The following is a 25,471-nucleotide window of genomic DNA, read 5'->3' as shown; positions in this document are numbered from 1 at the left end:
CCAGGAACAAGTAAAGAAAGCGTCACGCAACCCGATTATTTGGTAGCCAAATTTAAATACGATGCAGAAAATGACAGTTATACTTGTCCCCAAGGAGAAACTTTAAAAACTACAGGAAGGTGGCACAAAAAAAGTGGAAGAACAGAACAAAGCGGTTATCAATTTAAAAAATACCGAACCCCAGCCTGCCGGGAATGTGCTGTAAAACATCTTTGTACGGCTAGACCAGCAGGAAGAGAAATCGATCGGAGCCAGTATGCGCAAGCGGTTGAAGAAAATAACAAACGCTATCAGGAAAACCCACAATTATACCGAACACGACAGGAGATTAACGAGCATATATTTGGTACTATAAAAAGACAATGGGGCTATAATCACACTAATTTAACGGGACTAGAAAAAGTAAATGGGGAACACAGTTTAATTATGCTGGTTTATAATATCAAACGCAGTATCAATATACTGGGTGTGTCTGATTTAATTGCTAAACTCAAAAAATGGAACTCCCCCTACAAGGCAAAAGCTTGTTTGGTCTATGAAACGAACTATTTTAGGCTTTTTAAAGACCTTATTAAAAAGGAGCGACAATTTGCGGCCTAAAAAATAGCTTGCAGTAGGAGGACTATAGTGCCGTTTATGAGTATGTATTCTTTGTGAAATTATCAGAAAAGGAGGTTTTTTCACAGCCTGACGTCCCGCTGCTTTGAGATGGCTGGAAATTCGTAACCGCTCAATTTTCGGCTTTGCAGAAAATTGATGCGAAACGGTAATTCCACTAAACTCCAGCTAGCTCAAAACAGCTGTTGTGCGTTCGGTTTTTTATTTATTAAAATTTAACATCATCTCTTTCGCAATAATATTTTGCAGGTTCAACTATGCAACCTTCTCTAAATTTGTTTTTATAAATTTTGCTGTAAATTGTGTCTCCAAATTTATTGATTTTTCGGGTTACAATTGGTGGATCTGTATATAGTATTTCGTATACTTTGTCGGCTTTTTTGCATTTTAGACAAATAACTTTACCCAAAATAGTTTTCTTATATTTTGCAGTATAATCCAAACTCATTTCTATATTTTCACTTTCAAAATTAGTTACAGATTTTAGCAAAATTGTTCCAATTCCAATACCGCTACAAAAAAAGTCAAATGATTTTTTGTTTTCGGGTGTAAATGTCAAATTGAAATCTCCATTTTGGTCAGTATAACTTTCTGCTAATATTTTTCCATCTGCTTTCACAAAAATTTTCAGACCAATTATATCATTTTTCAGTTCTGCATTTTTTGGCTTTAAATGACCAATTATGAAAACTGGATTTGATAAGTTTTTGAAACTTAAAAAAAGTAGAGCCACAAAAAGCGGTAAAATATATTTTATCTTAAATTTCATTTTGGTAATCAATTTTCTTTCGGATTTCTGTCGCTCTAAACTGACGCACAACTAGTATATAGGCGAAACAAACATTCGCATATACACCCAAATAGGGGTAGATTGGCGAAGGTTTGTTTCGCTTTACTTCATTTCAAATATATAAATAATTCTTTACAAATCATCAAACGCATTTTTTATTTGTTTACGTTTTTTTTGCAAACGTGTGTTTGAGCGCTACTCTTTTATGTATCGCAAAATCCCTAGCCCCGACAGCAGCGGAAAGCCTATGCCGGTTGAAAACCACTTTTTCTGTTGGTGGCAGAGCGACCAGAGGAAGCTCCTGACAGCGGCTAGAAAAAGGGTTTGCAACCCAATAGCTTGTAGCGTAAGGCGGGATTAGCTCCTGAAAATAAGGCGCAAAAAAATTCCCCAATTACGAAAGTAGTTGGGGAATTTAATTTTAAGGGATCGAAACAGTTTTTAGTTCACGATAACCCATTGTCCTGAAGCGATTAGGCTTTCAGCTTTTTTGTATTTCATTTCTTGAACTTGTCCGTTGGCCACGTTTTGAATCGTTACGTTATCGTTGCGATTGATTTTTGGCATGTCTCTTACGATAGTTTCGGTAACTTGTCGTTGTTGGGTTTGCTTCGCCTGTTCGCTAGCGCTCGAGCCCCCGGCTTCACGGTTTGCAGCTTCACTATTTAGAATTTCATCTTTAGAAGTGGTGTAGTTTTCTACAGGAGCAACTTCTTCAGCTTCCTGAATTTGTTGATTGTTTTGAGCTGGTAAGTCCCCTTTGAACAAGAAAGAAATTACCTCTTTATTGACATTGTCAATCATGGCTCTAAACAAATTGAAGGCTTCAAGTTTGTAAATTAGCAACGGATCTTTTTGTTCGTGAACCGCTAGTTGTACGGATTGTTTCAATTCGTCCATTTTACGCAAGTGTTTCTTCCAAGCTTCATCTACAATAGACAAGGTGATGTTTTTCTCGAAATCAGCAACTAGTTGAGTACCGCCGGTTTCATAGGCTTTTTTCAAGTCAGTAACCACATTTAGTGATTTTATCCCATCGGTAAACGGAACTACAATACGTTCAAATTGATTGTTTTTGTCTTCGTAAACACTTTTTATGATCGGGAAAGCTTCTCTGGCGCTTCTTTCTGTTTTCTCGGTATAATATTCTAGTGTAGCTTTGTATACTTTACCAGTTAATTCCATTTCACTTAGCTTAATGAACTCACTTTCGGTAACCGGTGACGTGATCGAGAAATAGCGAATCAATTCAAACTCAAAGTTTTTGAAATTGTTAGTCGCTTTGTTTTGTTCAATAATAAGTTCACAAGTATCATAAAGCATGTTGGCAATATCCAATTTCAAACGCTCTCCAAATAAGGCATGACGACGGCGTTTGTATACTACTTCACGTTGTGCATTCATTACATCATCATATTCCAATAAACGTTTACGTACACCAAAGTTGTTTTCTTCTACTTTTTTCTGAGCGCGTTCAATAGATTTTGTCATCATCGAGTGCTGAATCACTTCGCCTTCCTGCAATCCCATACGGTCCATTACTTTAGCGACTCTTTCAGAACCAAACAAACGCATTAGGTTGTCTTCAAGAGAAACATAAAACTGAGAACTTCCAGGATCTCCTTGACGTCCTGCACGACCACGCAATTGGCGATCCACACGACGAGAGTCATGACGTTCTGTTCCTACAATGGCTAATCCACCAGCGGCTTTTACTTCGGCAGATAATTTAATATCGGTACCACGACCAGCCATGTTGGTTGCAATAGTTACCACACCAGGTTTTCCAGCTTCTTCAACAATTTGTGCTTCTTGTTTGTGCATTTTTGCATTCAATACGTTGTGTGCTACACCACGCATTTTTAACATTCGGCTTAATAATTCTGAAATCTCTACAGAAGTGGTACCAATAAGAACTGGTCTTCCTGCTTTAGATAATTCAGTTACATCTTCGATAACGGCATTGAATTTTTCACGAGTCGTTTTATAAATAAAATCCTCTTTGTCTAATCTGGCCATTGGTCTGTTAGTAGGAATTTCTACAACATCCAGTTTGTATATTTGCCACAACTCACCGGCTTCCGTTACTGCAGTTCCAGTCATTCCTCCCAGTTTGTTGTACATTCTGAAATAATTCTGTAACGTAACTGTTGCAAATGTTTGTGTAGCAGCTTCGATTTTTACATTTTCTTTGGCTTCAATGGCTTGGTGCAATCCGTCAGAATAACGGCGACCATCCATAATACGCCCAGTTTGCTCATCTACAATCATGATTTTATTGTCCATGATTACATATTCTACGTCTTTTTCGAATAAAGCGTAGGCTTTCAAAAGTTGAGTCAACGTATGAATACGTTCGCTTTTAATTCCAAAATCTTGAAATAATTTCTCTTTTTCTTCAGCTTCAGTGTCTTTATCTAATTTTTTCTTTTCGATGGCTGCAATTTCAGTTCCGATATCCGGAAGCACGAAAAAATCAGAATCCGTATCTCCAGAAAGGAATTTGATACCGTTATCAGACAATTCGACCTGATTGTTTTTTTCTTCAATAACAAAATACAAAGCCTCATCGATCTTGTGCATTTCTCTTTTGTTATCCTGCATGTATTGGTTTTCTGTTTTCTGAAGCAATTGTCTAATTCCTTCTTCACTCAAAAATTTAATTAATGCTTTGTTTTTTGGTAATGCTCTGTAGGCTCTTAATAATTGGAATCCACCTTCTTTGGTATTTCCTTCTTTGATTAATTTTTTAGCCTCAGATAGGAAACCATTCGCCAATTGGCGTTGTAAACTTACGAGGTTTTCAATTTTTGGTTTCATTTCCATGAATTCGTGACGATCTCCCTGAGGAACTGGCCCTGAAATTATCAATGGTGTTCTGGCATCATCAATTAATACAGAATCGACCTCATCGACAATGGCATAATTGTGTTTTCTTTGGACTAAATCATCCGGCGAATGTGCCATATTATCTCTTAAATAGTCAAAACCAAATTCATTATTGGTTCCATAAGTGATATCAGCATCATAGGCTTTTTTTCTTCCTTCTGAACTGGGTTGGTAATTATCGATACATTCCACAGACATACCATGAAATTCAAATAAAGGTGCTTTCCAGGTACTATCTCTTTTTGCTAAATAGTCATTAACCGTTACAAGATGCACTCCGTTTCCAGTTAAGGCATTTAAATATAATGGTAAGGTTGCTACCAATGTTTTTCCTTCACCTGTTTGCATTTCTGCAATTTTACCTTCGTGCAATACCATTCCGCCAATTAATTGTACGTCGTAGTGGATCATGTCCCAAGTAATTTCTTTACCTGCGGCATTCCATGAATTTGCCCAAATGGCTTTGTCGCCCTCTAAGGAAATATAACTTTTAGCGGCTGAAAATTCACGATCTTTTTCGTTGGCTGTTACAACAACTTCGGTGTTGTCTTTAAAACGTCTTGCAGTTTCTTTTACAACAGCAAAAGCTTCAGGAAGAATTTCTAATAGTGTTTTTTCTGAAATATCGTAGGCTTCTTTTTCAAGAGCATCTATGGCTACATAAATATCTTCTCGTTTGTCAATATCTACAATGCTTTCTACTTCTTGCTTAAGAGCGGTAATTTTGGCATCTTTTTCGGAACGGGCTTGTTTTATTTGGTTTTTAAAAAAAAGCGTTCGGCCTCTAAGTTCATCATTGGATAATGACTTTAGAGGTTCTTCAAAAGTTTTTATTTTGTTAAGATACGGCTGTAACGCTTTGACATCTTTTTGTGACTTGTCGCCAACAAAGACTTTAATGATACTATTTATGAAACTCATACTGTTTATATTTCTATTTGTGTAATTCTGTAAATTTTAACCAAAAAAAAGCCTCTGTTGAGACTTTTTATTGGTTTACCATTTAATATTCATCCTCATTCCAAAGATAATCTTCATCTGTTGGATAATCTGGCCAAATTTCTTCCATTGATTCATATATTTCCCCTTCATCTTCAATAGATTGAAGGTTTTCTACTACTTCTAATGGAGCTCCCGCTCTAATCGCGTAGTCAATAAGTTCGTCTTTGTTAGCAGGCCAAGGGGCATCACTTAGATACGATGCTAATTCTAATGTCCAATACATCTGTTGTCGATTTAGTTTTGTGCAAAAATAAATTTTTTACTGAAAAATACAAGTAAAAAATCATTTATTTTTAGTTAAAGTTAAGAACGTTTATTTTAGTGTTCAGTGTTTGGTATTTAGTGTTCCGCTTTTACCTGTAAATCTACAAATGCAAACTACCAACTACTTCCTCGGAATCCATTTTACTTCGTCCGCCTTTAAATCGTGAGACAACTTTCGTGCCAATACAAAAAGGTAGTCAGAAAGTCGGTTTAGGTACTTAATTGTGATTTCGGCTACGGGCTCATTGTGACTTAAATGAACAGCCAAGCGTTCTGCTCTTCGACAAACGCAACGCGCTATATGACAATATGACACGGTGGTGTGCCCGCCCGGAAGTACAAAGTGAGTCATTGGTGGTAATTCTTCTTCCATAGCATCAATTTCATTTTCCAGTAATTCAATATCAGTTTCTACAATTCCTAGTTTTTTCAATCGAAGTTCGCCATTTTTTAGTAACTCTTTTTCAGGAGGCGTTGCTAATATGGCTCCTACAGTAAAAAGGCGATCTTGAATTTCTATTAGAATTTCTTTATAATGCACATTCATTTCTTGGTCGCGAATTAGTCCAATATGAGAATTTAGTTCGTCAACAGTTCCGTAACTTTCTATGCGAGCGTGGTCTTTTGGGACTCTGGTTCCGCCAAAGAGTGCTGTTGTTCCTTTATCTCCAGTTTTTGTATATACTTTCATCTACCGTTTATTTGATTTAAAAGAACAAATTTAGGCTATTAATTCCACTATTGCTGTAACAAATCGATTCAGTGAATTTTCACTCAGGTTAAAATATAAATCAGGTTCTATGCATTCTATTTCCATTAAAAAGAGCTCTTCGTCTATTAATATGCCGTCCACGCGGGCGTACAGTAATTTTTCTTGAAAAGTGTTGACGACTTTTTGTGCCTTTTCAATCAGTTCGGCGCTGGGTTGAACCAAAGTGTATTTTCCTCCAAAAAGAGATTGTACTCTAAAATCGCCATCAACAGGTTTTTTATTAACTGCATGAGAGAATTTTTTGTTGAAAAAGATAAAGGAAGTTTCGCCCAGCGTTTGAATTTCGGGCATGAATTCCTGTAAAAGCAATTCTTTTTCTGCAGCAATACTTTTATATTTTTTGGTTATTGCCTGAATTTGGGAGACTTCAAAAACTTCGGTGAGATAGGAACCTGCTGAAAATGCCGGTTTTATCACCGCTTTTTTCCAGTGCGAAGGCAGTACTTCTGTAAGATTAAGAGTGTCTGTTTTGTCCATGAATACGGTTGGCAAAATAGTAATTCCTTGCTGCTCCATTTCACGCAGGTAAAATTTATGGATGTTGTGCTTGATTACTTCAATAGGATTGAGGGTTTTTATTCCCAGTTTTTCTATTTGGTCGAGCCAAATTTTAAATTCGGTTTCTTTCTCAAAATAATCCCATGTGTTACGAAAAATCAGATAATCAAAATCAGTCCAATTGATGGTTTTGTCGCTCCAGATAACGGCGCTGGCCTCTATATTATATTTGGCTAACGCCGGAATTATTTTTTGATCTTCGGGATTTAGGTTGGGAAGCTTTTCGCAGGTAAGTAAGGCGATTTTCATTTTTTGGTTGGTTTTATTTGGAATGCTAAATGCACTCGTGGTAGGGATTTCCTAGCCCGGATAACAGTGGAAATCCTTTTCTAGAAGCTTTCAGCCTTTTGATGGCTGGAAGTTTCTAGAAAAGATTGTAACGGATAGCCGGAAAAAGCTCCTAAAAAAACTATTTTGTAGTGTCGCTCTCTATGATACCGTCGCGCAAACGAATAATTCTATGGGCATAAGCAGCAATTTCCTCCTCATGTGTTACCAAGATTACGGTGTTTCCATTGGCATGGATGTCTCCAAAAAGTTTCATGATTTCTAGCGATGTTTTGCTGTCCAGATTTCCTGTAGGTTCATCCGCCAGAATAATTGAAGGTTTGTTGACCAAAGCACGGGCGATGGCAACACGCTGGCGTTGTCCTCCCGAAAGTTGGTTGGGTTGGTGGTCCATTCTGTCAGCAAGATTTACTTGTTCTAGAACTTCAGAGGCGCGTTTGTTTCTGTCGGATTTAGAGAAACCGGCGTAAATCATGGGCAAAGCTACATTGTCTAGCGCGGTTGTTCGGGGCAAAAGATTGAAAGTCTGGAAAACAAATCCAATTTCTTTGTTGCGAATTTCGGCTAATTCATCATCTTTCATCTGGCTGACATCTTTTCCATTTAGAATATAGCTCCCTGAAGTTGGCGTATCAAGGCAACCTAATAAATTCATTAGGGTGGATTTTCCAGATCCGGAAGGTCCCATTAATGCAACATATTCGCCTTTATTTATTTGTAAATCAATGCCTTTGAGAACATAAACGATTTCATTTCCAAGAACAAAATCTCGTTTGATATTGGTTATTTTGATTAGCGGGTTTGCCATTACAATTTTTTATTTTGACCTTCGGCTGTGCGTAGGATGCTATTAAATTAGATTTTAAAAGTACAAAAGACTTTTGAATAATTAATAAGTAGTCCTTTTTTAAATTTGTTACATTTTGAGCACTAATTTATGGTATCAGATATTTTTTTTAAAAATATAGACTTGGATTTCCTGGGTTTTTTTGGAAAATGTGATTTTTAATACGTTAAATCAATTTTTAGAAGTTTATGTTCTTACAGTATAAAATTATATAATTTACACTTTTGTGTTATTTATTTCATAATTATATGAAAAAATTACAACATTTTTGGATTATAATTGATAATAGATTGGCATTACTTATTTTTGCTGCAATATTAATAACCTAATCAAAATATTATGAAAAGCACAAAATTGTTGTTGGGAGTAGCGGTAATAGCTATGGGATTCACTTCTTGTAAAGACGAGAAAGCGGAACAAGCAGAAAAAACGGTAGACACTTACGTGATGTACGTTGATTCATTAGGAAACGTGACTTCAGAAGATGCTAGAAAAAATTGGCAAGGAATTGAGGCTACCTACCAATTACGGAGTGGTGATGCTAAAGTTGCTTTGGCAAATATGAAAGATAATACCGAAGCACAGAAACGTCTTGATGCAGCGAATGCAAAATATGACGCGTTGAAAGCAAAATATGAAGCTGAAATAGCAGCTCAAAATAAAGCGGCCGTTGCTGCAAACCCAAAACAACAAATGAGAAATGCTCTTTTTGGTGAAGGAAAAGTAGGAGATGACATGAGCTTTGCTTGGGTAGATAAAAATAATATTCTTAGAGTATACCAACAATTTGTGGATGCTGTTGAAAATAATAAAGACCGATATTCTCGTGAAGATTGGGATGAAATCAAACTGATGTATGAAGCATTAGACAGTAGAAAAAATACAGTTGAAAATGAAGGTCTTTCAGCGGATGATAACAGAAAAATTTCTGGTTTAAAATTAAAATTTGCACCACTTTATACCTTAAATAGAATGGGAGCAAAATCTGGAGAAATGAAAAAAGCTAAAGAATAGGGGATAAATTATTCAATAGCGGAAATGACAGTCAGCAATGGCTGTCTATTTTTTTTTATACACGAATCACAAAGTGTTCTTTGGGTTGTTCTGTTCTAAAAAATACCAAACCCCACTGAAACGTATCGATAGTTACCGTCACTTTTGGATGGTTTTTTATAATTTCCCATGCACTTTCCATTTCTGAAGACCAATGAATGTCATCGAATATCCAAATGGTGTCGTTTATAATAGTAGGAAGTAATACTTCAAAATAGTCCAGCGTTGCTTTTTTAGAATGATTGCCGTCAAAGTAAATTAGGTTATGGGTTGTAGATTTAGGGCTTTCGGTTTGCAAATAAGTACTGAATTCAGTTATTACACTTTCTACATTGTTACAATTGAATTTTTGGAATTGACTTTTTGCAATTGCCATCGTATTAGGACAACCTTCAAGCGTTGTGATTTTTGCTTTTAAATTCCCTAAAGAAAGCGCCGAAGTTGCCATTCCTAGCGATGTTCCAATTTCTAGAATAGATTGCTTTGCCTGTTCGCTATCGCTCTTGTCAGACCGAAAATAATTAGTAATTCTAAATAATAATTTGGCTCGATTTGGAGCTATCCCAGCAGTTCGTGCAATCTTTGAAATTACTCTGGTATTTGATTTGAAAACCTTAGAACCTGCACCAAAATCAGTGACCTCAATTGTATTATTGTTTAATAAAAGCGAATTTCTATATTTTTTTAAAACAGCATATTCCGGTTTTGATTTTTTATCATAGAAACATTTTGTCAGCAAATTGAATACAAAAGGAGAATGCACGGCATGCTCATTTTTGGAGTGCCAAAGGAATTTTAGATATGATTTTATTTGGAACAACATAGTACATTTTTGTTACACAGAGATTCTCAAAGAAAAAACACGAAGTTACACTGAGTTTTTTCAATTTTGTGAGTCTTTGCGGGTGCTTCGTGAATCTTGGTGAAAGACTATTTTTTTGGTGCGAAGATAATAAGATAATCCCCGAAAGTCAAAAATACAATATTATCATATTCACGCTTGATTTTTCGGCTTTATGACTTTGAAACATTCCCACTTTAAAAAGTCTATATTTGTGCTCTTGGAATTTATACCAAGAATAAGACCTATTTTTTACGAGAATGATTGAACAAATTGAACCTAAAAGTGCCATAAGCTCGGAAGAAATTGACCGATGTATCGCTATTTTGGCACAACTGAATACAGATACTGACCAAATATTTGATATCCCAAAAGAACAACGAACGGCTTTAATCAAAGCGGCAGGAATGTTTTCAAGACCTGATCGTGACGAACTTTCCCGACGAAAAAAAGATGGGAAAGTCGCTGCCAAACGCAAAATGGAAAAACGGGATCGAACTGCCCGTAAAGAAACCGGAATTCGGCATGCCCGCGAAGCGAGTATTTTTATGGCGCCAAAATTATTGGCTTCACATGATCTTGCTCATAAAGAGCAAATGGAACTAGAAACACCACGAAACTGTTACGTGTGTAAAACGGAGTTTACTAAAATGCACCACTTTTACGATACGATGTGTGCGGATTGTGGCGATTTTAATTATGCCAAGCGTTTTCAAACCGCAGATGTAAATGGGCAAGTAGCCGTAATTACAGGTTCTCGCTTGAAAATTGGGTATCACATTACGTTGATGCTGTTGCGTGGTGGAGCAACCGTTATAGCTACGACCCGTTTTCCGGTGGATTCCGCGTTGCGTTTTTCTAAGGAAGACGATTTTATGGATTGGGGACATCGTTTAAAAATTCACGGATTAGATTTGAGACACATTCCGAGTGTAGAGATTTTTTGTAATTTTATTGAACAAAAATACGAACGTTTGGATATTCTAATTAATAATGCGGCGCAAACGGTGAGGCGCCCCTCCGGATTTTATACGCATTTAATGGAAAACGAAGAGCGTTCCATTGCTTCTTTGCCGCAACAAGCACAAGAGTTATTACTGGATCATACCAATTGTTTGGATGAATTAAAAGTATTGACAGCAGGCGCTTCCTCTAATCAGAATATGCCGGTGACTTGGCACGGACCTGAACCTGGTATAGGCTTGCGGGCTTCCGCCAAATTATCGCAGATTCCGTATTCGTTTGATAATGCACTCGTGGCGAATGAAGTTTTCCCAGAAGGGGAGCTAGATGCCGATTTGCAACAAGTAGATTTGAGAAAAACTAACAGCTGGCGTTTGCGATTGGGACAAATAGAAACGACGGAAATGATTGAAGTGCAGTTAGTGAATTCGGTAGCGCCATTTGTATTGTGCAACCGTCTTTCGGAAGTGATGAAGAAAGAGAATACAGGAAAAAAACACATCATCAATGTGTCGGCAATGGAAGGGAAGTTTCACCGCTTTTTCAAAGAAGACCGTCATCCGCATACGAATATGGCCAAAGCCGCTTTGAATATGCTGACACACACATCGTCAGGAACTTTGGCAAAAGACGGCATTTTTATGAATGCGGTTGATACGGGTTGGGTAACCGACGAAGATCCCGCAGAATTAGCCAAAAGAAAACAGGAAGAAGAAGATTTTCAACCGCCATTAGATATTGTGGATGGAGCAGCACGAGTGATGGATCCGCTGTTTGACGGAATCAATACAGGAAAGCATTGGTGCGGAAAGTTTTTGAAAGATTACAATCCGATTCCTTGGTAGAAATCCCCCTAACTCCCGAAAGAGGAATTAAAAAATCATATAAATATAGAAAAACCACAACAGAATTAGATTTTGTTGTGGCTTTTTTATGACAACTATTGTGGGCGCAAAGTCAGAGACGTTTGCGCAGCCTAAGCAAGAACTTTTGTATACTTTCGAAGAGCGGGTGCTCATGTTGTGTGCACAGAATACACTTCTGCGTTATCCGTGTCTGAGATAATTTTTACATATCCGCGACATCGGGTAATATTCCCTGCTTTTATATAATTCTGAATTTATATTTTGAATCTAAATATGCAAGACTAAACATTAATATCGTAGAGATTGTAAATGTCAAAAGGTTTAATGGAAATGAAAATTTATTTTGCTTTGAAATTCGGAAAACTAAGAATAAAAGAAAAATGACTACGATTGCTGAAATCGTGTATAAATTTAAATCTAAAGCCAGACTAATTCTTCCTTCGTCATTTGGTTGGAATTGATTTGCCCAACCTGCTCCTAATCTCATAATAAAAGGTAAAAATAGAAATGGATAAAGCATTACATTATTATACTTTTTTAGGATAAAGAAAAACGTTATTCCTTGAATGATTGTGAATATAGGTCCTGATGCACTTGTGATTATTCGTTGAATTTTAGATAATTCAATTGTAGAATCTTTTAAAGAAGCGCCATTAAGAGTAAATCCGGCGTTATATCCCAATAATTCATAGGATATCCAATGGGACATTTCATGGAAAAAGAATGTAAGTAAAGTTGCCAAAATTAAAATTCCAATATATTTTGTTGTTTCAAAAAAATTTAATTTCATCTTGGTTGTTTTTTTACCAAATGTATTTAATTATTCTTACAAACCATCGAAATAATTTTTAACTTTTGTAATTTTTTTACTAATTTGAAATAGTATTTTTCTAAAAAACAAAACCCTGACATTTTCAGCTTTATTGCTAAAAGTGTCAGGGTTAATTAATTTTATTACACCAAGATTCTCAAAGATTGCTTGAAAGCACACAAAGTATTAAAGGTTTTAGGCTAATAAATTTTGCGTAGCTTTGTGTCTTAATCTTTGCGAATCTTTGTGAAAGAATCGATTTCTATCCCTCAATCTTGGCACTCAGCTCAAACCATCTTTCCTCTTTCTCTTCAATTTTATTGATGATGTTTCTCAATTCGTTTGCTTTCTTTTCAATGTCGGTGTCGGCAATTTTCCCGTCTGAGAATAATTGTTCAATAGCTACTTTCTGAAGCTCTAAATCTTTGATTTCTTTCTCGGTTTTCTGGAATTCTTTTTGCTCGTTGAACGTTAGGTTTCCAGTTGGGTTATTTTGTTTCCAGTCTTTCTTATCGGCTTTATTTTCTTCTTTTTGAGCGATATCAGTGCTGTCCTCGTAAGCTCTAAAATCAGAATAGTTTCCAGGGAAATCTTCAACCACACCATCACCTCTAAAAATGAATAGGTGATCCACAATTTTATCCATGAAATATCGATCGTGAGAAACAACTAAAAGGCAACCCGGATAATCCAAAAGGAAGCTTTCCAGAACATTCAGCGTTACAATATCCAAATCATTTGTAGGCTCATCCAGAATCAAGAAATTCGGATTCTGAATCAAAACCGTACACAAGTACAAACGTTTCAATTCGCCACCACTCAATCGGTCCACAAAATCATATTGTTTTTTAGCATCAAACAAGAAACGCTCTAACAATTGTGAAGCCGAAATTAATTTTCCCTTCATTAACGGAATAAATTCTCCGTATTCCTTAATCACATCAATCACACGCTGACCCGGTTTTGGGTTGATTCCGCTTTGCGTGTAGTAACCTACTTTTATCGTTTCACCAATCACTACTTTTCCACCATCAAGCGGTAAAGTTCCAGTCAATAAATTCAAAAAAGTCGATTTTCCAGTTCCGTTTTTACCAATGATTCCAATGCGTTCCCCACGTTGAAAATCAAAACTGAAATTATCCATGATCACATGATCCTTGAATTTTTTGGAGATTTTGTGAAGCTCGATAATCTTGCTTCCCATGCGTTCCATATTAATTTCAAGCTCTACTTTATTTTCACGACGGCGACTTTGTGCTTTTTCCTTGATGTCATAAAAATCATCTTGACGCGATTTCGATTTGGTCGTTCTCGCTTTCGGCTGACGGCGCATCCATTCCAGTTCTTTTGTGAAAAGATTCTGCGCTTTATCCACACTCGAATTCTCGGAGGCAATGCGTTCTTCTTTTTTCTCTAAATAATAGGAGTAATTTCCTTTGTATTGGTATAATTTTCCGTTGTCCAGTTCGATGATTTCATTACAAACACGCTCCAAAAAGAAACGGTCGTGTGTCACCATAAACAACGTAATATTTTCTTTGGTAAAATAGCTTTCCAACCATTCGATCATCTCTAAATCCAAGTGATTGGTGGGTTCATCCAGAATTAATAAGTCGGGACGATTGATCAAAATAATAGCTAATGAAAGTCGTTTTTTCTGTCCACCGGATAGATTTTTTACTTTCAGCTTGAAATCTTCCAACTTCAGTTTAAACAAAATTTGCTTGTACTGTGTTTCAAAATCCCAGGCATTGTGCTGATCCATTCCGTCAAAAGCTTTTTGGTAGGCTTCTTCGTCTTCAGGATTTTCTAATGCTTTTTCATACGCTTCAATCACTTTTAAAGTCTCATTATCCGATGCGAAAATACTTTCCTCAATCGTCAATTCGTCCTGCAAATTATTGTTTTGCGAAAGGAAAGCCATTTTGATGCCTTTTCTCAAAACAACTTGACCAGTATCCGATTCTTCTAAACCGTTAATGATACTCATAATAGTCGTTTTTCCAGAGCCATTTTTGGCAATGAAGGCGATTTTTTGGTCTTTACTAATTCCAAAAGAAATGTTTTCAAAGAGTGTTCTTTCTCCAAAAGATTTAGAGATATTTTCGACAGATAAGTAATTCACTTTGTAGGGTATGAGTTATAAATTATAAGAAATGCATGCAGTACAAAACATAACTTTTTTGCAAAAGTAATTCATTTATATTAGGTTTCAAGTTTTTGTCGTTTAAGTAATGTTAAAACTAAAAATGAGCGCTTGTTTTTTGAAGCGAAAGATTTGGTTTTATTAGTTTGTAGCGTTCCCGCTGTCATTCCAAATGAAATTCACAGAACACCGATATAAATAGTAATGTAATGAAGTACTCTTTTGGTTCTTAAAGAAAGAACAAAAACGATTTTGCACTTCCTTCGGGAATAATGAAGAAACAGGTTTTTTGATTTTTTAGACTTTGAACCTTTGTGTCTTTGCATCTTAAAATATATCTTTGAAAAATGCAACTATCTGTCATTATTCTCAATTACAACGTTCGCTATTTTTTAGAGCTCTGTGTTTTAAGCGTTCAAAACGCTCTAGAAACCATTGAGAGCGAAATTATTGTAATTGATAACAATTCTTCGGATGACAGTTCTGCAATGATGCAAAAGCGTTTTCCTAACGTAAAACTCATTCAAAACAAGGAAAATATTGGCTTTCCAAAAGGCAATAACATAGGCGTAGCACAAGCGCAAGGTGAATACATTTGCATTCTCAATCCAGATACAGTTGTTGCCGAAGATACATTTATTAAAATTTTAAATTTTGTCACTTCCAGCGCAGACGAAAAGAATAATTTAGGAATTGTAGGCTGTAAGCTCATCGATGGAACCGGAAAATTTTTACCTGAAAGCAAACGAGGCGTTCCTACACCTTGGGTTGCTTTTACCAAAATCACGGGTTTATATAACTTATTTCCTAATCTAAATACATTTGGAAAATATTATGCCCAGCATTTAAACGAAAACCAAACAGGAAATGTAGACATTCTTGTGGGGGCTTTTATGTTCTTAAAAAGAGATTTATATCTTGAAATGGGTGGATTTGATGAAGATTGTTTCATGTATTCAGATGATATCGATTTGTCGTATCGAGTTTTGAAAGAGGGAAAATCTAATTATTATTTCCATGAAACCGCCGTAATCCATTACAAAGGGGAAAGCACTGTTAAGGATGAAATCTACATGAAGCGGTTTCAGGAAGCGATGATTTTTTTTTATAAAAAGCATTTTAAAATTTCGTTCTTATTCTCACTTTTTATGAAAATAGGAATTATCTTTTTTTCTTTAGCAAAAATGTTTCAAGGGAAATCCAGTTCAAAATTCAAATTAAAAGGAACTATAAAATCCTATCTTTTGTATTCGGAAAACTTAAATTTAGTAGATAAACTGCGCTTGATTTTGCAAAATAATGTCTTGTTTCACGATTTAAAAACAGAAAAAATGGTAATTTCGTCTTCTGTTAAAAACATCGGCGCTGTGGAGATTATTTTAGATAACGAATTTATTTCTTTTAAAGAATGTATCTCAATTCTAGAATTTTCAAGGGATAAAGGGATTACCTTTAAAATTATACCTAAAACCGCTAATTTTTTAATAGGAAGTAACAATAGTATCCAGAGAGGTGAGATTATAGAAATAGAGTAATAAATTACATTTAATGGAATTTATATTTAAAATATTTAGTAATTTCGCAAACTGAAAATCAAAATCACCTTTTAGGTTAACAATATGGCAAAATTTGAATTAAAACTTCCTAAAATGGGAGAAAGCGTTGCAGAAGCAACCATTACAAATTGGTTAAAAGAAGTTGGAGACAAAATTGAAGCTGACGAAGCCGTACTTGAAATTGCTACAGACAAAGTAGACAGTGAAGTGCCAAGTGAAGTTTCGGGAGTTTTGGTCGAAAAATTATTTGAAAAAGATGATTTGGTTCAAGTGGGTCAGACAATCGCAATCATTGAAACCGAAGGTGGAGAACTCGTGCCAATTGTTAAAGAAGCGGTTGCTCCTGAGATTCTTGCTGAATTAACAAAAGCGGTAAATCCAGAAGTGTCAGCAGCTAAAGAAAGTGTTGTAGCACCAATAGGCTTTTCTACTGATTACTCGGAATCTGAAAAATTCTTATCGCCTTTGGTAAAAAATATTGCCAAAGAAGAAGGGGTTTCTGTAGCTGAATTAGCAGCAATTTCTGGAACAGGAAAAGAGGGAAGAGTAACGAAAAATGATATTTTAGAGTACGTAAAAAATAGAACAAGCCAACCTGCAACTGTAGCGCCCGTTGCAACGGTTCAAAAAACAGTCGCAGTTCCAGTGGCTCAAAAAGCAGCTCCGGTTTCTGTAAGTGGTGGTGATGAGATTATTGAAATGGACAGAATGCGCAAGCTAATTGCAGGTTACATGGTGGCTTCGGTGCAAACTTCGGCTCATGTACAATCATTTATCGAAGTCGATGTGACGAATATTGTAAAATGGAGAGAGAAAAATAAAGCTGCTTTCGAAAAGCGAGAAGGGGAGAAGTTGACCTACACTCCAATTTTCATGGAGGCAGTTGCAAAAGCGATAAAGGATTATCCGGGAATGAATATTTCTGTAGATGGGGATTATATTATCAAAAAGAAAAATATCAATCTTGGTATGGCAGCTTCGTTACCAAACGGAAACTTAATTGTTCCTGTAATTAAAAATGCTGATCAATTAAACTTAGTTGGAATGGCCAAAGCAGTAAACGATTTAGGTGGTCGTGCCAAAGCAGGTAAACTAAAACCGGACGACACGCAAGGCGGAACGTATACCGTTACAAACGTGGGGACTTTTGGAAGTGTTTTTGGAACTCCAATTTTAAATCAGCCACAAGTGGGTATTCTAGCCTTAGGAGCAATTCGAAAAATGCCGGCAGTAATTGAAACTCCTGAAGGAGATTTTATCGGGATTCGCCAAAAAATGTTCTTGTCACACAGTTATGACCATAGAGTAGTTGATGGCGCATTAGGCGGTAGTTTTGTGAAAAGAGTTGCGGAATACTTAGAAGCTTTTGATGTGAACAGAGATCTTTAGAAGTTTTATAAATATTATAAACCCGATTGATTTTATAAAATCAATCGGGTTTTCTTTTTTTGAGATTTTCGGTAACTTTAAATGTAGAACTATAAACGAAATTAAACCCAAATTTCTATATTTGTATCCACACAAAAATTTAAAATGGAACTCAAACTCAATAAACCAATTTGCTTTTTCGATCTTGAAACCACAGGAATTGATATCGGAAAAGACAGAATTGTAGAAATCTCAATATTTAAAGTTTTTCCAAACGGAAACAAAGAAAGTAAAACTTGGCTTGTTAATCCTACTATTCCAATACCGCCACAAACGACTGCAGTTCATGGAATCACTGATGAAAAAGTAGCAAATGAACCAACTTTTAATGAATTAGCTACGCAAGTTTACAACATGATTAAAGACAGTGATTTGGCTGGATTTAATTCTGATCGTTTTGATATTCCATTATTGGCCGAAGAAATGTTGCGCTCAGGAGTAGATTTTGACATGAAAGGCAGAGTTTCAGTTGATGTACAAACCGTTTTTCATAAAATGGAAGAACGTACATTGGGCGCCGCGCACAAGTTTTATTGCGGAAAAACACTTGAAAACGCACATTCAGCCGCTGCAGATACCATGGCGACTTATGAAATATTGAAAGCACAACTAGATCGTTACCCTGAACTGGAAAATGACATGAAATTGTTGTCAGAGTTTACAACAAGAAAGAAAATCGCAGATTTTGCCGGAATGATCGCTTTTGATAAGGATGATGAGGAGATTTTTGCTTTTGGAAAACATAAAGGTGTTAAAGTGAATAAAATTCTGGAAACAGAACCCGGTTATTTTAGTTGGATTCAAAACGCTGATTTTCCGCTATACACCAAAAAAGTTTTAACGGCAATTAAATTACGAAAACTGAATACAAAATAGGTTTTAATGTTTTGGGAAGAAGACAATCTAAAACCCAAAACCTAATACCCAAAACCCATCACCAAAAACCCAAATTATGAAAATAATCTGCATCGGTAGGAATTATACGAATCATATAGAGGAATTACAAAACGAAAGACCTACGGAGCCGGTGGTTTTTATGAAGCCGGATTCAGCAGTTTTGTTAAAACAACATCCGTTTGTTATTCCAGAATTTTCGGATGATGTTCACTACGAAATCGAAATTATTGTCAAGATAAGCAAAGTAGGGAAGTACATTGAACCCAAATTTGCACACAAATATTATGACGAAATTAGTGTCGGAATCGATTTTACCGCTCGGGATTTACAAGATAAACTAAAAGCAAAAGGATTGCCTTGGGAAAAAGCCAAAGCATTTGACGGCTCGGCAGTTATAGGTGAATTTTTGCCTAAAAATCAATTTAGTTCCGTAGAAAATATTACTTTTGAATTAACAAAAAATCATGAAACGGTACAAATGAGCAATTCGAGTTTGATGTTGTGGAAAATAGATGAACTGATCTCGTATGTTTCGCAGTTTTTTACATTGAAAATTGGTGATATTATTTTTACAGGAACCCCAGAAGGAGTGGGAGCCGTAAAACCAGAAGACGTTTTAGAAGGATATTTAGAAGGACAACAACTATTTAGAATACAAGTAAAATAATGGCTATAAACTACAACCTTTCAAAAGTATACGCACTTTCGGACAACGACGCTGAATTTGTAACTGAAATTTTAACCTTATTCGTTACTGAAGTTCCTGCTGATTTATTGCAAATTAAAGAGGGAATAAAAAAGAAAGACCACAAACACGCGTATGCGTATGCGCACAAAATAAAACCTACCCTTGATTTAATGGGACTCAATGTTGCGTTTGAAGAAATTCTTCAAGTCGAAGCTTGGACTAAATCCGAAGGTAAAAAGAAAGAAATCAAAGAAACTTTTAAAAGTGTAAAAAATCAAGTCAAGGAAGCAATCAAAGAAATTAAAAAAGATTTTGATTTGTAATATTGGGGCGTGACCACGCTTTCACTAGCGTTACAGCGTGGTCGGGCTATCCGTTCTAATCTCCCGTAAAAACGGGAGGATTTCCACTTTTATCCCTCACGCAAAAAAAAAGAACTCCGTACTTTACCCGTTCTTTTTTAAATTGCAATCTTACAAGTAAACAGCATAAAGAAATGAAAGCAACTATAGTTACCATTGGTGACGAAATATTGATTGGACAAATTGTCGATACGAATTCTGGGTTTATCGCTAAGTCGTTAGATAAAATTGGTGTCGAAATCAACGAAATGATTTCGATTAGTGATGATAAAGAACACATTTTAGATACGCTTGCCGCGCTTCAAAATAAAGTTGATTTGGTGATAATCACAGGAGGACTAGGGCCAACAAAAGATGATATCACCAAGAAAACATTTTGCGATTATTTTGAGGATGAATTAATTGTTGATAAAGCAGTCGAAAAGCATGTGATTGAGCTCATTGAACGAGTAATGAACAGGCCTGCCTCTCAAATTAATAAAGATCAGGCACTCGTGCCGTCAAAATGTACTGTACTTCATAATTTACTGGGTACTGCACCAGGATTGTGGATGAAAAAGGAGAATACCGTTTTTATTTCACTTCCGGGAGTTCCTTATGAAATGAAATACATAGTAGAAAATGAAATCATCCCAAAAGTAGTAGAGCAATACAAACGTCCTTTTATTATCCATAAAACAATTCTTACCTACGGACAAGGTGAAAGTGTTGTAGCGGAACGCATAGAGGATTGGGAAAATAACCTTCCTGAATGTCTTAAACTGGCTTATTTGCCTGCACCGGGAAGAGTTCGTTTGCGTATTTCGGCTCGAGGTACTGATAAAGATAAATTAGAGGCCACCATACTCGAAAATGTCAACTCACTTGATGCAATAATTCATGATATCATCGTTGGTTTTGATGAAGACCAAACGATTGAAATTGCCGTGGGAAAACTTTTGACAAAACAAAACAAAACAATAGCTACAGCTGAGAGTTGTACTGGAGGAAAGATAGCGATGCTCTTAAGTACAGCTGCTGGCGCTTCAAGCTATTTTGCTGGAAGTGTAGTTTCTTACTCAACGCAGGCTAAAATAGATGTTTTAGGTATTCCAGAAAGTCTGATAAGTGAATATTCCGTAGTGAGTGGAGAGGTTGCTTCTGCGATGGCTTTAAGCATAAAAATGAGGATGAATACGGATTATGCAATTGCGACAACAGGAAACGCTGGACCAACAAAAGGCGACTCAGATGCAGAAATTGGAACAGTTTTTATTGCAATTGCAACTCCAAGTGAAGTAATAGTTGAAGAATTCAATTTTGGCCAACCCCGTGAAAAAGTGATAGATAGAGCGGTAATAAAAAGTTTAGAACTAGTACAGAAAGAAATTTTAAAAAATGTGCAATAAATATGTTGCTTAATAGGTTTATTTTTCTTTTCTTTGCACCCTGATTTTGAATAACGATAAAAGATAAGTATAATGTCAAGAGTTTGTGACCTTACAGGTAAAAGAGCGATGGTAGGAAATAACGTTTCTCACGCTATGAACAAAACTAAGAGAAAATTTTCTGTAAACTTAGTTAAAAAGCGTTTTTATCTTCCAGAAGAAGATAGATGGATTACTCTTAGAGTAGCCGCATCTACGGTAAAAACAATTAATAAAAATGGAATCGCTGCAGTTTTGAAAAAAGCAAAAGCAGAAGGATTTATTAAATAATCCCTTCCAAAATAAAAAAATAGCAAGATGGCAAAGAAAGGTAATAGAATCCAGGTAATTTTAGAATGTACTGAACACAAAACATCAGGTGTTGCAGGGACTTCAAGATACATAACAACAAAGAACAAAAAAAATACCCCAGACAGATTAGAGATTAAAAAATTTAATCCAATCTTGAAAAGAGTAACAGTTCACAAAGAAATTAAATAATAATTTTTAATAGAAATCTTAAAATGATCACATTTAGAGATTTTATTTAAATTTAAATAACATTTGAATCATGGCAAAGAAAACCGTAGCATCGTTACAGACATCTTCTAAGAGATTATCAAAAGCCATCAAAATGGTGAAATCTCCAAAAACAGGAGCATATACATTCGTAGAATCTATTATGACTCCAGAATCAGTTGATGAATTCTTGAAAAAGAAATAATTTACAACAGCAGTATATAGAAAAGCTACTTTCATTCGGAAGTAGCTTTTTTATTTTCTATATTTACCATTAGAAATCGTATTTCCTTTTTGGACTTAAATACTTCATTCTTAATACTATTTACACAATGAGTTTTTTCAAAAGAATATTTTCGTCAGAAAAAAAAGACCCAGGCTTAAGCGAACAGGCAAAGCAAACATTAGACAAAGGTCTTGAAAAATCAAAAACAAATTTCTTTTCAAAGTTATCCAAAGCGGTTGCAGGAAAATCAAAAGTGGATGATGAGGTCCTGGATAATTTAGAAGAAATTCTTGTTGAATCAGATGTTGGTGTCAATACGACTTTGAAAATTATTACAAGAATAGAAAGTCGTGTAGCTGCCGATAAATATCTGGGAATAGAAGAACTCAATCAAATCCTTAGAGAGGAAATTGCTGCTTTATTATCAGAGACTAACTCAGGCGAAGCAACTGAATTTACTGTTCCAACTCAGACTAAGCCGTATGTGTTGATGGTAGTGGGTGTAAATGGTGTTGGTAAAACGACTACAATTGGTAAATTAGCATATCAGTATAAAAAACAAGGATATAATGTGGTTTTGGGTGCAGCCGATACTTTTCGGGCCGCTGCCATTGACCAATTGCAAATTTGGGCAGATCGAGTAGGAGTTCCCATTGTGCGTCAGGATATGGGAAGCGATCCCGCTTCTGTTGCTTTTGATACGTTGCAGTCTGCAGTGGCTCAAAATGCAGATATCGTTATTATTGATACTGCAGGGCGCTTGCATAATAAAATAAATCTAATGAATGAATTGACCAAAGTAAAACGAGTGATGCAAAAAGTAGTTGGTGATGCACCACACGATGTATTATTAGTTTTGGATGGCTCAACAGGTCAAAATGCTTTTGAACAAGCAAAACAGTTTACGGCTGCGACAGAGGTTACTTGTTTAGCTGTTACAAAGCTTGACGGAACTGCAAAAGGTGGTGTAGTAATAGGAATTTCAGATCAATTTCAAATACCAGTAAAATATATTGGTGTTGGCGAAGGTATTGAGGATCTTCAGGTTTTCAATAAATACGAGTTTGTAGATAGTTTTTTTAAATAAGTAGTAAAATGGATTTTTCTTCGTTAAAAAACATACCATCAATGTATCTTTATTTTGTGAGTATCGTTTCCTTTTTAGTAGCTAATTTTGTCAGAGATGTAAGTATTAGTTTGTATTATTTTTTGATTGTCGTTGGTCTAGTTTTTTTTGTTTTGGGTCTTTTGAAACGAATAAAAACAAAATAAATTTCTGGCAGTAAATGCTAATTTATATTCTACAAACACTTTAAAACACGATAAGGTAAAAAGGTGACTATTCCAATTCGTATTATCTTGACTATTTGTATTATTTTTTTTTTTGGGCGTATCGCGAATGCCACGACTTTTTTAGTAGGGGTTTTGATGTAGATTAATTTGAAGGGAACGATCGTTTATCTCGTATATACCTTTGCATTAAACTGCAGTAGTGTTTTGATGAATCATTGCGCTATATGTTCCTCCTTTATCTTTTAATTTAGCAATTAAATTTGAATTTCAAGTTTGATTGCTTACTTGTATTTCCATCTTTTCATTTTACAAAAACAGAGGATACATGCAATGTATTCTTGTAACTGTTTTTAAATTTCAGATTTGAAACTTACATTAATTTAACTATTGGTGGAAGTCTTAATACGTAAGCACCTATTTAAATTTACATTTTCTATCACAACAGATAAACAAGGAGGGCATTCCTTAAGTTGTTTTAAATTGTATAATTAGTGATGGATTTTCTTATTGTGCGATTCTTGTTGTATTTGCTGTCAATATAGTAGCAGTGCTCTCTAAGCATCAAAAATGCCTATAGAAATTAAGCTATTTTTATTTTCTGGTCGGCAGGAGTGATCAAAAGTTTTAAAAATTGTACTAATTCATGCTATTCCAGCAGTTGTTCGAAACGACAAATGAACTAAATTTCATTCTTAGGATGTAGTTTGGTGCAAGTATCGGATAACCCCATTTTATTTTTATATTGAACTTTTAGAAATTGAGAAATCTAGATTTCTTGAAGATAATCGTTGATCAGTATTAAAACTTGAGCTCGGGTAAAATAAAAGGAAGAAGAAACTTGTCTGTTATTTTTGAGATCATACTCCTGATTTATTTCTAATGCAGTTAGGGCCAAAAATATAGAAAATAGTTTGGTGTGTTTCTACTATTTTTGTTTTCTTTGAATGTAATAAGAGTAACTTTGTATTTAGAATAAACATGATTTTAACGATAAATTCTAGCCCTGATGGAAGCGGCATCCTTTTTCTTACCATTCTGACGAAGGAAGAAAGGCAAGAAAAAGATACAGCGTACAGCAGGAAATAGCTTCAAAAAAAATAATTATATGAAAAACACATTTAGGACTCTTTTTATTGCGTTTCTTTTTATGGGATGTCAGCAAGAAATTACACCTGCTGATATAGCTAACATAAATGGCTATTGGGAAATTGAGAAGGTTGTATTTGACAGCGGAAAAGACAAGGAATATAAGATGAACGAAGTGTATGATTATTTTAAAATTGATCAAAAAAACGTAGGCATTCGCAAAAAGGTTATGCCGCAGTTGGATGGTACTTTTATGGTAAATGATGCTTATGAAAAAGTTATAATTCGATTTGCTGAAGACAAAGTTTTTCTAGATTTTTCAACACCGTACATGAAGTGGAGCGAAGAATTAATTGCATTGTCAGCGGAAGAATTAGTATTATTGAACAAAGAAAAAAACGAATATCATTACAAGAAAGCAACACCAATAAATTTACTGGGCGATGGCAAAGAGACTAAATAATCAAAGTACGATAGGGGATGTATTGAAACAAATAATCCAAGTAAATAAACTGCAGCCTGGAATGGATCAAATGGACGTGAAAGACGCTTGGAAAAATCTTATGGGTAATGGTGTGAACAGTTATACCAATAATGTGGTTTTGAAAGGAAGTACGTTGTATGTAGAGTTGACATCGTCCGTTTTACGAGAGGAATTAAGCCATGGTAAATCAAAAATTGTGGCTATGATAAATGAGGAACTAAGGCGCGATGTGGTGAAGGATGTTGTTTTGAGGTAGTGAAGAAGTGTTCAGTCGCAGAATAAAGTAATCAGTTGTGATTGTAAATAAAAATCCCGTTTCAATTTTGAAACGGGATTTTTTATTTTTCAGATTCATATTTGACTGAACACTAAAAACGGAACACTGAATACTAGAACTGTTCTCTTCCAGCAAAATGGAACGCACCTTCGATAGCTGCATTTTCATCGCTATCAGATCCGTGAACTGCATTTTCTCCAATAGAAGTTGCGTATGCTTTGCGGATAGTTCCTTCAGCAGCATCAGCAGGGTTTGTAGCACCGATTAGAGTTCTGAAATCTTCAACAGCATTGTCTTTTTCTAAAATAGCAGCAACAATTGGTCCTCTTGACATGAATTCAACTAATTCACCGTAAAAAGGTCTTGCAGCATGTACTTCGTAAAAAGCTTGTGCATCAGCAACAGTTAATTGTGTTAATTTCAAAGAAACGATTTTGAAACCTGCATTTGTAATCATTGCAAGTATGTTTCCGATGTGTCCGTTAGCAACAGCATCAGGCTTGATCATTGTAAAAGTTCTATTAGTAGCCATTTTTTTTAT

At 35.5% G+C, this 25,471-nt stretch carries 25 protein-coding genes; 15 read left to right on the top strand and 10 right to left on the bottom strand.

The genetic code is table 11. The annotated features are described in order from the left end of the window. A partial coding sequence (locus ACEN2F_RS03095; RefSeq protein WP_441735893.1) for a transposase occupies positions 1–600 on the top strand: 600 nt, incomplete at its 5' end. Positions 601–826: 226 nt separating this feature from the next. On the opposite strand, the gene ACEN2F_RS03090 is transcribed toward ACEN2F_RS03095, so the two are convergent. From ACEN2F_RS03090 to ACEN2F_RS03065, 6 genes are all read right to left on the bottom strand, one after another. Beyond that, a complete protein-coding gene (locus ACEN2F_RS03090; RefSeq protein WP_441735891.1) occupies positions 827–1,387 on the bottom strand; it encodes a hypothetical protein in 561 nt (186 codons plus the stop codon). Between the two features lie 462 nt (positions 1,388–1,849). Then, a complete protein-coding gene (gene secA / locus ACEN2F_RS03085; RefSeq protein WP_441735889.1) occupies positions 1,850–5,218 on the bottom strand; it encodes a preprotein translocase subunit SecA in 3,369 nt (1,122 codons plus the stop codon). Between the two features lie 82 nt (positions 5,219–5,300). Next, entirely contained in the window at positions 5,301–5,522 is a 222-nt protein-coding gene (locus ACEN2F_RS03080; RefSeq protein WP_007138072.1) for a DUF2795 domain-containing protein, read from the bottom strand. 162 nt (positions 5,523–5,684) lie between these two features. Then, positions 5,685–6,254 (bottom strand): cob(I)yrinic acid a,c-diamide adenosyltransferase, encoded by a 570-nt coding sequence (locus ACEN2F_RS03075; RefSeq protein WP_441735886.1) that lies wholly within the window; start codon positions 6,252–6,254, stop codon positions 5,685–5,687. A gap of 30 nt (positions 6,255–6,284) precedes the next feature. Continuing rightward, complete coding sequence (locus ACEN2F_RS03070; protein ID WP_441735883.1) at positions 6,285–7,142, bottom strand: ATP-grasp domain-containing protein; 858 nt, start codon at positions 7,140–7,142, stop codon at positions 6,285–6,287. A 160-nt stretch (positions 7,143–7,302) separates the two neighbouring features. Continuing rightward, on the bottom strand, positions 7,303–7,989 hold the full coding sequence (locus ACEN2F_RS03065) for an ABC transporter ATP-binding protein (RefSeq protein WP_441735880.1): 687 nt from the start codon (positions 7,987–7,989) through the stop codon (positions 7,303–7,305). A 378-nt stretch (positions 7,990–8,367) separates the two neighbouring features. Here ACEN2F_RS03065 and ACEN2F_RS03060 point away from each other — a divergent pair, with 378 nt between their 5' ends. Then, the gene (locus ACEN2F_RS03060) at positions 8,368–9,042 is read left to right on the top strand and encodes a hypothetical protein (protein WP_441735878.1); all 675 of its coding nucleotides are present in this window, start codon (positions 8,368–8,370) and stop codon (positions 9,040–9,042) included. A gap of 55 nt (positions 9,043–9,097) precedes the next feature. On the opposite strand, the gene ACEN2F_RS03055 is transcribed toward ACEN2F_RS03060, so the two are convergent. Further along, positions 9,098–9,904, bottom strand: a complete 807-nt coding sequence (locus tag ACEN2F_RS03055; protein WP_441735875.1) for a class I SAM-dependent methyltransferase — start codon at positions 9,902–9,904, stop codon at positions 9,098–9,100. A 278-nt stretch (positions 9,905–10,182) separates the two neighbouring features. Between ACEN2F_RS03055 and ACEN2F_RS03050 the strand changes: the two genes are divergently transcribed. Beyond that, positions 10,183–11,730, top strand: coding sequence for an SDR family NAD(P)-dependent oxidoreductase (locus ACEN2F_RS03050; protein WP_441735872.1), 1,548 nt, complete (start codon positions 10,183–10,185; stop codon positions 11,728–11,730). A gap of 259 nt (positions 11,731–11,989) precedes the next feature. Here ACEN2F_RS03050 and ACEN2F_RS03045 read toward each other — a convergent pair whose 3' ends face one another. Then, on the bottom strand, positions 11,990–12,541 hold the full coding sequence (locus ACEN2F_RS03045) for a hypothetical protein (RefSeq protein ID WP_441735869.1): 552 nt from the start codon (positions 12,539–12,541) through the stop codon (positions 11,990–11,992). 283 nt (positions 12,542–12,824) lie between these two features. After that, positions 12,825–14,687 carry an ABC-F family ATP-binding cassette domain-containing protein gene (locus ACEN2F_RS03040; RefSeq protein ID WP_441735867.1) on the bottom strand — a complete coding sequence of 621 codons (1,863 nt, stop codon included), beginning with the start codon at positions 14,685–14,687 and terminating at the stop codon, positions 12,825–12,827. 368 nt (positions 14,688–15,055) lie between these two features. Here ACEN2F_RS03040 and ACEN2F_RS03035 point away from each other — a divergent pair, with 368 nt between their 5' ends. The 12 genes from ACEN2F_RS03035 to ACEN2F_RS02980 all read left to right on the top strand — a co-directional run bounded on the left by ACEN2F_RS03035 (position 15,056) and on the right by ACEN2F_RS02980 (position 24,909). After that, entirely contained in the window at positions 15,056–16,243 is a 1,188-nt protein-coding gene (locus tag ACEN2F_RS03035; protein WP_441735864.1) for a glycosyltransferase family 2 protein, read from the top strand. Between the two features lie 84 nt (positions 16,244–16,327). Next, the gene (locus ACEN2F_RS03030; protein WP_441735862.1) at positions 16,328–17,653 is read left to right on the top strand and encodes a dihydrolipoamide acetyltransferase family protein; all 1,326 of its coding nucleotides are present in this window, start codon (positions 16,328–16,330) and stop codon (positions 17,651–17,653) included. Between the two features lie 144 nt (positions 17,654–17,797). Beyond that, entirely contained in the window at positions 17,798–18,568 is a 771-nt protein-coding gene (locus tag ACEN2F_RS03025) for an exonuclease domain-containing protein (protein WP_441735859.1), read from the top strand. A gap of 76 nt (positions 18,569–18,644) precedes the next feature. Further along, positions 18,645–19,256, top strand: a complete 612-nt coding sequence (locus ACEN2F_RS03020) for a fumarylacetoacetate hydrolase family protein (protein ID WP_441735857.1) — start codon at positions 18,645–18,647, stop codon at positions 19,254–19,256. Continuing rightward, positions 19,256–19,600, top strand: a complete 345-nt coding sequence (locus ACEN2F_RS03015; protein ID WP_441735854.1) for an Hpt domain-containing protein — start codon at positions 19,256–19,258, stop codon at positions 19,598–19,600. The genes ACEN2F_RS03020 and ACEN2F_RS03015 overlap by 1 nt, the downstream gene beginning before the upstream one ends. Positions 19,601–19,773: 173 nt before the next feature. Then, positions 19,774–21,027 (top strand): CinA family nicotinamide mononucleotide deamidase-related protein, encoded by a 1,254-nt coding sequence (locus ACEN2F_RS03010; protein WP_441735851.1) that lies wholly within the window; start codon positions 19,774–19,776, stop codon positions 21,025–21,027. Positions 21,028–21,099: 72 nt separating this feature from the next. Continuing rightward, positions 21,100–21,336, top strand: coding sequence for a 50S ribosomal protein L28 (gene rpmB / locus ACEN2F_RS03005; RefSeq protein WP_126455077.1), 237 nt, complete (start codon positions 21,100–21,102; stop codon positions 21,334–21,336). A 27-nt stretch (positions 21,337–21,363) separates the two neighbouring features. After that, positions 21,364–21,546 carry a 50S ribosomal protein L33 gene (gene rpmG, locus ACEN2F_RS03000; protein ID WP_017495179.1) on the top strand — a complete coding sequence of 61 codons (183 nt, stop codon included), beginning with the start codon at positions 21,364–21,366 and terminating at the stop codon, positions 21,544–21,546. Positions 21,547–21,616: 70 nt separating this feature from the next. Next, positions 21,617–21,769, top strand: a complete 153-nt coding sequence (locus ACEN2F_RS02995; RefSeq protein ID WP_091205215.1) for a DUF4295 domain-containing protein — start codon at positions 21,617–21,619, stop codon at positions 21,767–21,769. A gap of 127 nt (positions 21,770–21,896) precedes the next feature. Then, positions 21,897–22,877, top strand: coding sequence for a signal recognition particle-docking protein FtsY (gene ftsY / locus ACEN2F_RS02990; protein ID WP_441735846.1), 981 nt, complete (start codon positions 21,897–21,899; stop codon positions 22,875–22,877). Positions 22,878–24,188: 1,311 nt separating this feature from the next. Continuing rightward, a complete protein-coding gene (locus ACEN2F_RS02985) occupies positions 24,189–24,632 on the top strand; it encodes a hypothetical protein (RefSeq protein ID WP_441735843.1) in 444 nt (147 codons plus the stop codon). Next, positions 24,613–24,909: a DUF721 domain-containing protein gene (locus ACEN2F_RS02980; protein ID WP_441735840.1), complete on the top strand. Its 297-nt coding sequence runs from the start codon at positions 24,613–24,615 to the stop codon at positions 24,907–24,909. Before ACEN2F_RS02985 ends, ACEN2F_RS02980 begins: the two co-directional genes overlap by 20 nt. A gap of 133 nt (positions 24,910–25,042) precedes the next feature. Here ACEN2F_RS02980 and ACEN2F_RS02975 read toward each other — a convergent pair whose 3' ends face one another. Next, positions 25,043–25,462, bottom strand: a complete 420-nt coding sequence (locus ACEN2F_RS02975) for a nucleoside-diphosphate kinase (protein ID WP_291250702.1) — start codon at positions 25,460–25,462, stop codon at positions 25,043–25,045. Positions 25,463–25,471: the final 9 nt, after the last annotated feature.

It is taken from the genome of Flavobacterium sp. W20_MBD1_R3 (genome assembly GCF_052119725.1).
GTDB lineage: Bacteria > Bacteroidota > Bacteroidia > Flavobacteriales > Flavobacteriaceae > Flavobacterium.
The sequence above is the reverse complement of the archived record's forward strand: the minus strand, read 5'-3'. Positions and strand labels throughout refer to the sequence as shown.

What these genes read in the sequence shown, in the direction of transcription:
- rpmG (WP_017495179.1), top strand. Translation starts at nt 21,364, where the DNA reads ATGGCAAAGAAAGGTAATAGAATCCAGGTAATTTTAGAATGTACTGAA.
- ACEN2F_RS03065 (WP_441735880.1), bottom strand. Translation starts at nt 7,989, where the DNA reads ATGGCAAACCCGCTAATCAAAATAACCAATATCAAACGAGATTTTGTT.
- ACEN2F_RS03075 (WP_441735886.1), bottom strand. Translation starts at nt 6,254, where the DNA reads ATGAAAGTATATACAAAAACTGGAGATAAAGGAACAACAGCACTCTTT.
- ACEN2F_RS03010 (WP_441735851.1), top strand. Translation starts at nt 19,774, where the DNA reads ATGAAAGCAACTATAGTTACCATTGGTGACGAAATATTGATTGGACAA.
- ACEN2F_RS03050 (WP_441735872.1), top strand. Translation starts at nt 10,183, where the DNA reads ATGATTGAACAAATTGAACCTAAAAGTGCCATAAGCTCGGAAGAAATT.
- ACEN2F_RS03045 (WP_441735869.1), bottom strand. Translation starts at nt 12,541, where the DNA reads ATGAAATTAAATTTTTTTGAAACAACAAAATATATTGGAATTTTAATT.
- ACEN2F_RS03070 (WP_441735883.1), bottom strand. Translation starts at nt 7,142, where the DNA reads ATGAAAATCGCCTTACTTACCTGCGAAAAGCTTCCCAACCTAAATCCC.
- rpmB (WP_126455077.1), top strand. Translation starts at nt 21,100, where the DNA reads ATGTCAAGAGTTTGTGACCTTACAGGTAAAAGAGCGATGGTAGGAAAT.
- ACEN2F_RS03060 (WP_441735878.1), top strand. Translation starts at nt 8,368, where the DNA reads ATGAAAAGCACAAAATTGTTGTTGGGAGTAGCGGTAATAGCTATGGGA.
- ACEN2F_RS02985 (WP_441735843.1), top strand. Translation starts at nt 24,189, where the DNA reads ATGAAAAACACATTTAGGACTCTTTTTATTGCGTTTCTTTTTATGGGA.
- ACEN2F_RS02995 (WP_091205215.1), top strand. Translation starts at nt 21,617, where the DNA reads ATGGCAAAGAAAACCGTAGCATCGTTACAGACATCTTCTAAGAGATTA.
- ACEN2F_RS02980 (WP_441735840.1), top strand. Translation starts at nt 24,613, where the DNA reads ATGGCAAAGAGACTAAATAATCAAAGTACGATAGGGGATGTATTGAAA.
- ACEN2F_RS03055 (WP_441735875.1), bottom strand. Translation starts at nt 9,904, where the DNA reads ATGTTGTTCCAAATAAAATCATATCTAAAATTCCTTTGGCACTCCAAA.
- ACEN2F_RS03090 (WP_441735891.1), bottom strand. Translation starts at nt 1,387, where the DNA reads ATGAAATTTAAGATAAAATATATTTTACCGCTTTTTGTGGCTCTACTT.
- ftsY (WP_441735846.1), top strand. Translation starts at nt 21,897, where the DNA reads ATGAGTTTTTTCAAAAGAATATTTTCGTCAGAAAAAAAAGACCCAGGC.
- ACEN2F_RS03080 (WP_007138072.1), bottom strand. Translation starts at nt 5,522, where the DNA reads ATGTATTGGACATTAGAATTAGCATCGTATCTAAGTGATGCCCCTTGG.
- ACEN2F_RS03035 (WP_441735864.1), top strand. Translation starts at nt 15,056, where the DNA reads ATGCAACTATCTGTCATTATTCTCAATTACAACGTTCGCTATTTTTTA.
- secA (WP_441735889.1), bottom strand. Translation starts at nt 5,218, where the DNA reads ATGAGTTTCATAAATAGTATCATTAAAGTCTTTGTTGGCGACAAGTCA.
- ACEN2F_RS03015 (WP_441735854.1), top strand. Translation starts at nt 19,256, where the DNA reads ATGGCTATAAACTACAACCTTTCAAAAGTATACGCACTTTCGGACAAC.
- ACEN2F_RS02975 (WP_291250702.1), bottom strand. Translation starts at nt 25,462, where the DNA reads ATGGCTACTAATAGAACTTTTACAATGATCAAGCCTGATGCTGTTGCT.
- ACEN2F_RS03030 (WP_441735862.1), top strand. Translation starts at nt 16,328, where the DNA reads ATGGCAAAATTTGAATTAAAACTTCCTAAAATGGGAGAAAGCGTTGCA.
- ACEN2F_RS03025 (WP_441735859.1), top strand. Translation starts at nt 17,798, where the DNA reads ATGGAACTCAAACTCAATAAACCAATTTGCTTTTTCGATCTTGAAACC.
- ACEN2F_RS03020 (WP_441735857.1), top strand. Translation starts at nt 18,645, where the DNA reads ATGAAAATAATCTGCATCGGTAGGAATTATACGAATCATATAGAGGAA.